The organism is Rhodoflexus sp. (assembly GCF_053489755.1).
The window spans coordinates 1-6,444 of record NZ_JBRCHD010000002.1; the positions used below are offsets into that span (position 1 = coordinate 1).

At 47.5% G+C, this 6,444-nt stretch carries 5 protein-coding genes; all 5 read right to left on the minus strand.

Annotated features, from left to right (window positions below):
* On the minus strand, positions 1-2,763 hold a 2,763-nt coding region (locus ACWIP2_RS00185), incomplete at its 3' end, for a beta strand repeat-containing protein (protein WP_448517863.1).
* A 222-nt stretch (positions 2,764-2,985) separates the two neighbouring features.
* Entirely contained in the window at positions 2,986-3,297 is a 312-nt protein-coding gene (locus ACWIP2_RS00190) for a hypothetical protein (protein WP_448517864.1), read from the minus strand.
* 26 nt (positions 3,298-3,323) lie between these two features.
* Positions 3,324-4,154 carry a universal stress protein gene (locus ACWIP2_RS00195; protein WP_448517865.1) on the minus strand — a complete coding sequence of 277 codons (831 nt, stop codon included), beginning with the start codon at positions 4,152-4,154 and terminating at the stop codon, positions 3,324-3,326.
* On the minus strand, positions 4,151-5,635 hold the full coding sequence (locus ACWIP2_RS00200; protein WP_448517866.1) for a potassium/proton antiporter: 1,485 nt from the start codon (positions 5,633-5,635) through the stop codon (positions 4,151-4,153). The genes ACWIP2_RS00195 and ACWIP2_RS00200 overlap by 4 nt, the downstream gene beginning before the upstream one ends.
* The gene (locus ACWIP2_RS00205) at positions 5,619-6,338 is read right to left on the minus strand and encodes a potassium channel family protein (protein WP_448517867.1); all 720 of its coding nucleotides are present in this window, start codon (positions 6,336-6,338) and stop codon (positions 5,619-5,621) included. Before ACWIP2_RS00205 ends, ACWIP2_RS00200 begins: the two co-directional genes overlap by 17 nt.
* Between the last annotated feature and the right edge of the window lie 106 nt (positions 6,339-6,444).

The window sequence follows — 6,444 nt, forward strand, 5'->3', positions numbered from 1 at the left end:
CTCGCCACGCAAAGGTGAAGCACTTGTGGAAGCACTGCTGGTTAGGGTGATTTGGCGATAAGTTGAAGCATCGCCAATGGGGTAGAGATAATCGTCGGAAGTTGTGCCAATCGCACGCACGAGCCGACCGTTGATGTGTCCTGCGGTGCGCGTGAGCGAAGTGGCAGAAGAATTGGTCAGCGTGAGGTCGTTTGTGCCTGTGGTGATGATACCGCCGTTGAGCGTGAGTGAATTGGTAACATCGACATCGCCGCCGAGCGTTTTGCCGCCGCTCCCTGAAAATGCGAGATTGAAATAATTATTGATCAGCGAGGTATTGCGCGGCGTAACGGTTTGTCCTGTGCCGTTGTATTCAATCGTGCCTGCGGTGTTGATTGATGAAATGTCCCAATTGTTCGGATTTTGCAAGGTTGGCACTGTGCGGCGAATAAAGAGCGGGAAGTTTGATGGAGGGTTTAGTGATGTGCCGTCGCCCAAGCCGTCAACATCAGCAACGCGGATAATACCGTTTGCACCGAGAGTCAAGGTGGAAACTTGTGATGGAATAGGAGAACCCGGAGAAGTCCAAGTGCTAATCAATTCCGACCCGTTTGCACATTCCAAAGTGCCATTCACGGTGAGTGAAAAGACGTTCATCACGGCAATCGCAGAGTTGTTGGGTAACTGCACCGTTGCATTGGCAGGGATGACCCAGTTGCATCGCACATTGGCGGGTTGTAAAGGTGGCGTGCCTAAAAGTGATATAGGTTGAACATTGAACGTGCGTGTGAAAGTCGGTTCTCCAAGTGTAACGGTGGGTGCAACTGTGCCTGTAGGATTAGCATTAAAGCGGCTCGTAGAAGAGAGCGTTACATTGCCGCGCAAGTTGATGTTGGTTATTGAACTGCTCGGAGAAGTATTTCCTGAAAGCCAAAGCGTGTTTGAGCCAGTTCTAAGCGTATCGTTGAGGTTTAGTGTCGTGCTGGTAATCGAAGAGCCGGAAGCAGAAAGCGTCAGCGACACCGAGCCCGCAAGCACGGTGGTGTTGCCTGTAACGGTCAGCGTTGAAGTTGCGCCGTCATCTTTATTGACAAACAGCCCTGTGTTTGTGCCTGCAAACACTGTTAAACTGGTCGCAGAGCCTAACTCCAAAGTGCCGACGCTGTGCGTGAAGGTGCTTGCGCCGTTGGTCAATGCAAAAACACCGCGCAAGACTTGAAGCGTATCGGCAGTGATGTTGCCTGTGGCAACGCACGGGTCAGTAAAAGTGCCTATGGGAATAGGTGAAGAGCTGTAATTACTTGAAGTGCGGTTAATGCGTAGCACATTGTAAGTGCGTGAGGTAACAATCTGTGTGCCGGTGGTCGTCGCCGCATACTCAATCGTGCCGATGGTATTGATTTGGCTCAAATCAAAATTGGCTTGCCCCGTGCGGCGGTTGATGCAGAAAGCAAACGGCGTGGTTGAAGTCCCGTCTCCTAATCCTTGCAAATCCTCTACCACCAGCACGCCATTTGGTCCAAAGCCTAATGTCGGAGGACCGACACCAATACCGTCATCAACACTGCTAATTTCTGCGTTATCAGGTACAATCAGACGCCCGTTAATTTTCGTGCGAATAGGACCAGGCTTATCAGTTACACAGAGACTTGCTCCCGTTGCAAGTTTATACACGCCATCAATGTTCGTGAACTTGTTGGCATTGCCTGTGCTACCAAAGACAAAATAGTTGAGGTCGTAGGCTTCATGCTTGATGTCAAAAGTGGCAGGGTTGGAAAGTGTGCCGCCAAACAAGTTGAGCGTAGGAACAAACGTTCCTGACGCGTTCGATAAAAAGACATTACCGCCATTTGACATAATGAAGTCGCCTGGCTGACCAAGAGTACCTACATTCATCGTAATTGGATTAGGTATCGGATTGGAAAGAGAAGTAATTTCATTAACACGACCGTTTAGGGAGAAGATAATGGTGTCAACAGCATTGACATGGCGTTTGACGGTAAAGACGGCACTGCTGCTACTGCCGCCAATCGTTATGGGCGATGTAACCCCTGCTGTTACGCCGCCTTGCCCAGCGAGAACCAAGAAATCGCGGTTTACCGTCAGCGTTACATTGGAGTTAGTAGCATTATTGATGACGAACTCTGTGTTCGATTGAATATTATTGAAGGTAATATCCAATTCGCTCGTGGAACTCCCAAGAATAAGGTCTCTTTGAATAAGATGAGTGAAGGTTGCGTTGGGTGTTGAACAGAAAGACACTGCACCTCTTTGAATCACCATATCGTTAGTAACGGTGATACTGCCTACGATGTCGGTTGGGTTGGTGCGCGTATATGAAGCAGGAGAATTGCTCAGCTGGCTGCTACCCGCGTTGTTAATCACAAGATCGTAGAAGGTGGTTGTGCCCGCGCCACCAATACTTTGCGGTCCTGTCCCGTTGAATGTGATGGTTGTGCCTGATCCACCCACGAACCCTCCACCTGCCGAAACGCTCAGGTTGCCACGGATTTGAAGGTCAAGGTCACTCGCAAGTGTTACCGTACCCGTGCCGCTCTTCGTGAAGTTATTGACGAAAAACCCTGTGGGAATGTTGGTAATTGTTCCGTCGACATTGTTAAAAACGACGTTGTCCCCAAGTGAGGGTGGTGTGTCCCAGTTTGATGCGACAGTCCAATCGCCGCCGCCTGATAGTTGCCAAGTTGAAGTTTGCGCAAAAAGCGAAGGGGCGGTTGTCAAAAGCAACAGCATCAACGTCAAAAGCAGTGAAAATCGATGTCGCATGGTCGTCATGTTGGGTTAATTACGTTGTAAAAATTAAATCCTGAAAAATTGAATCACGAAAGTAAGAGGACTTTCGTCTGAAATTCGTGCTGGCATAAGAAATGCTTGATACAGAAGTGGAGCAGACACTTTCAAGCATTAGCAAGATACATTTCCGTCAAGGGTGACGGTGTGATGTGAATCACAGTAAAGATAACGATTTAGCCCTGAAATCCAAGCGTTTTATGACAAATCGGCAAAATCGGCGATGAGAGGGTGAGGGTTGATAATTGAGAGTTGGGAGTTAAAAGTTGGAAGTGTTATTTCAACACTCAACAAGTTTGGAGTTCTGGCTGACAGTCGGAAAGGTATGATGACAAACGCAGTGCGGAACGATAGCAACAGTGGCACGTGCATTTTTTTAAACGAGTTAAGTTCGTTGTTGGAAGATTCGGTTTCAGGGTTTGTCTGCAAGTGACTTTCTTGACTCTGAATGTGATTGCCCTGAACAAACCACGATGAAAGATACGCCGTAAAAGTGCCGAACAAGCCCATGCCGACCGCCGTTAGAATGAGAACCGCTACGACAAGACTGCGATTGGAATCGAACCAGAATAAACGATGTCGTTGATGAACATCTTGCGAAAGAGCATATCAGAAAGAAGGCGAGAGCCGCGTTGCAAAACGAGCAGTTCGCGATGTTTGTCGTAAAGAAGCGTGTGCAAATCTTGCACAAAGTTATCGCTCTTGAGCAAAAACCTTCCGACAAGGTAGGTGTGGCGATAGGTTTCGGAGAGTTCAGAGAGATAAGTTTCAATCGGTGCAATCGGTGCGCCTTCATCAACAATGGTGAAGAAGTAAAGGCGTTTAAGTCTGTCCCCAATGAAGGTAAGTAATTTATTAAGGCTGATAAGGTTTATGGGATAATGTCGGTTTGCGGAAATGAAGAGGGTTTCAACATTGAAGTGCGAGACTGTGTTTGGAAGTGCGATGACGGGTGTGTGGCAGTGGTCAATAATTTCGGAGGCTTTGCTTCCGATGAAAAGGCGTTTGAGTGAACTGCTTGGTTTTAAGCCGAGTGCAACAAGACTTGATGGGATTTGGCTGATGAGGTCATTTAGGGTGTCAGAGAAGTTGCCTTCGGTAACAAGGTAGCGCGCAGAGAGGTCGGAAAAAGATTGAGCAAGGGCGTAGAGGTGCCGCTCGGCATCATCACGCTTGGCACGCAGAAGCTCTTTGCGGGTTTGTTCGTCAGTGATGACAGGAGTTTTTGTAGAGAGATGGTGCAAGAGAAGTAACTCGGCAGGTATAGAGTTGGAACGAAGGGTTCGGCACCAATCGGCGCAAAACGACATCAATGGCGTGGTGGTCTCGGAAAAATCAATCAGTAGAATAAGTGTTTTGGGTGTCATAAAGGTTGCTCCATCGGTTTAGAAAGTTGTAGGCAGTCAAAGACGCGGGCAAGGTGCTGACGATTCGCACAGAGAACAACAAGCGAGTCACCTGGTTGAAGTTCTGTGGCTCCATTTGGCGTGATGAATGTTTCGTTGCGAATAATCATCGCAATCGTGGCTTCGGGCGGAAACGCTAAATCGACCAATTGTTTGCCAACAACCGGAGAATCCGCCGAAATCTCTATGCGCTCCATGACGGTTTTAACGACATCGGAAGCAACTGTATCGGTTCGAGACAGCGGTCTGACTTGAACAGGCAAATTAACATTGAGCCATTTGGCGACAATCGGAAGCGTTGTGCCTTGAAGCAAAACCGATGTCAGAGAGATAAAAAAGACCAAATTGAAAATCATATCGGCTTTATCAATTCCGGCAAGCATCGGATAAGTGGCAAAGACAATCGGCACCGCGCCACGAAGTCCAACCCACGAAATATACCATTTATGCCGTGAGGGCATTCTGAACGGCAAAAGCGCAATCCAAACACTAAGCGGGCGGGCAACGAACATCAAAAATAGCGCAATCAAAAATCCAACGCCAATAACTGGAACCACGTGCGTCGGAAACACCAAAAGCCCAAGTGTCAAAAACAAGACAATCTGCATCAGCCACGCTAACCCGTCAAACATACGCAGAATAGTTTTCTTATGAATAAGGTCTTGATTGCCGAGATAGACCGCGCAAAGATAGACCGCCAAGAAGCCGTTTCCGCCGATGAAATCCGTCGCCGAAAATGTAACAAGCATCATCGTAATTACCAGCACAGGATACAACCCTTCAAAATCCAGCCGAATGTGGTTGACGAGATATTTTGTCAAACGACCAAATGCGTAGCCGCTTCCTGTGCCAAGCAACATCTGTGCGAAGAACATTGGCACGACGCTCCACACAGAGGTTTGCGGATTTGTTGCCAAACTCAAAAAAATAATGGTGAGGATATAAGCCATAGGGTCGTTGCTCCCGCTTTCAAGTTCGAGGACAGGGCGCAGATTGCCTTTGAGGGCTAAACTTTTTGAGCGTAAAATTGAAAACACCGCCGCCGCATCGGTGGAAGAAACGATCGCGCCTAATAGCAATCCTTCAAAAAGTGTAAAATCTGTAATGCTCCAAACAAAAACACCAAGCGTGAATGCGGTGAGAAACACGCCAATCGTGGAAAGCGAGAAACCGTGCCAAAGAATCGGCTTGGTAGATTGCCAATCAGTATCTAAACCACCAGAAAACAAAATAAAATTCAGCGAAACAATCCCAATAAACTGAGCCGTCTTTGGATTATCAAAGTAAATTCCACCTAACCCATCTGACCCCGCCAGCATACCAATCGCCAAAAAGAGCACTAATGTTGGCACGCCAAAGCGATATGACGCGCTCCCACCGAGAATTGAAAGGAAGAGAAGAAGCGAACCGATAAGAAGGATGTTTTCAGTTGTCAAATACATCGTTGGATTGCTTGGTTTGCACTTTTGATACGCTCTCGTTGGAAGCTTCGCGCTGAACTTGATTGCCTTCGACAAACCACGATGAAATATACGCCGTAAAGGTGCCGAACAAGCCCACGCCGACCGTCATTAAAATCGCCGCAACCACTCTGCCTTCGGTGGTGATTGGATACTTATCGCCGTAACCGACTGTTGTTATCGTTACAAACGCCCACCAAATTGCGTCTTCCGCTGTCGTGATGTTGCTTTCAGGAGAAGTCTCTACTTTCAAAATCGCAATCGCGGAAAAAATGAGCATCAAGACAGCCGTTAGTACAGCCGACGCAAACGTGCCTTTCACCCGATTCTGAAAAAGATAAGCGAGCAACTGCTGAACCGAGCGATAAGCTTTGATAATGCGAATCACACGAACAATGCGCACCAAGCGCGCCGTGCGAAACGCATCAATCATCGGAATCGACGAGAGCAAATCAATCCAGCCCCATTTGAGATACTGCCATTTACTTTCTGCCGTAAACAGCCGATACCAAAACTCAAAGAAGAAAACCGCACAAATGACATAGTCAAAATAGTTGATGAGTTTAGAGATTTCTGCGTCGAGCGTGGTGAACGTGTCGAGCGCGAGCGCGCCAAGAACATAGATGGAAAGCACCGTAACGACAAGGTCGAGCAGTCCAAGTTGTGATTGAGATTGATTCGGCATGGTGATAGTGAATAATGAATAATGAGTAATGAGGTAATATAGATTGGTGAGATTATTCTTACATCTTACGTTTGCTCTAACACACTTGGTTTGCGATATTCAAATC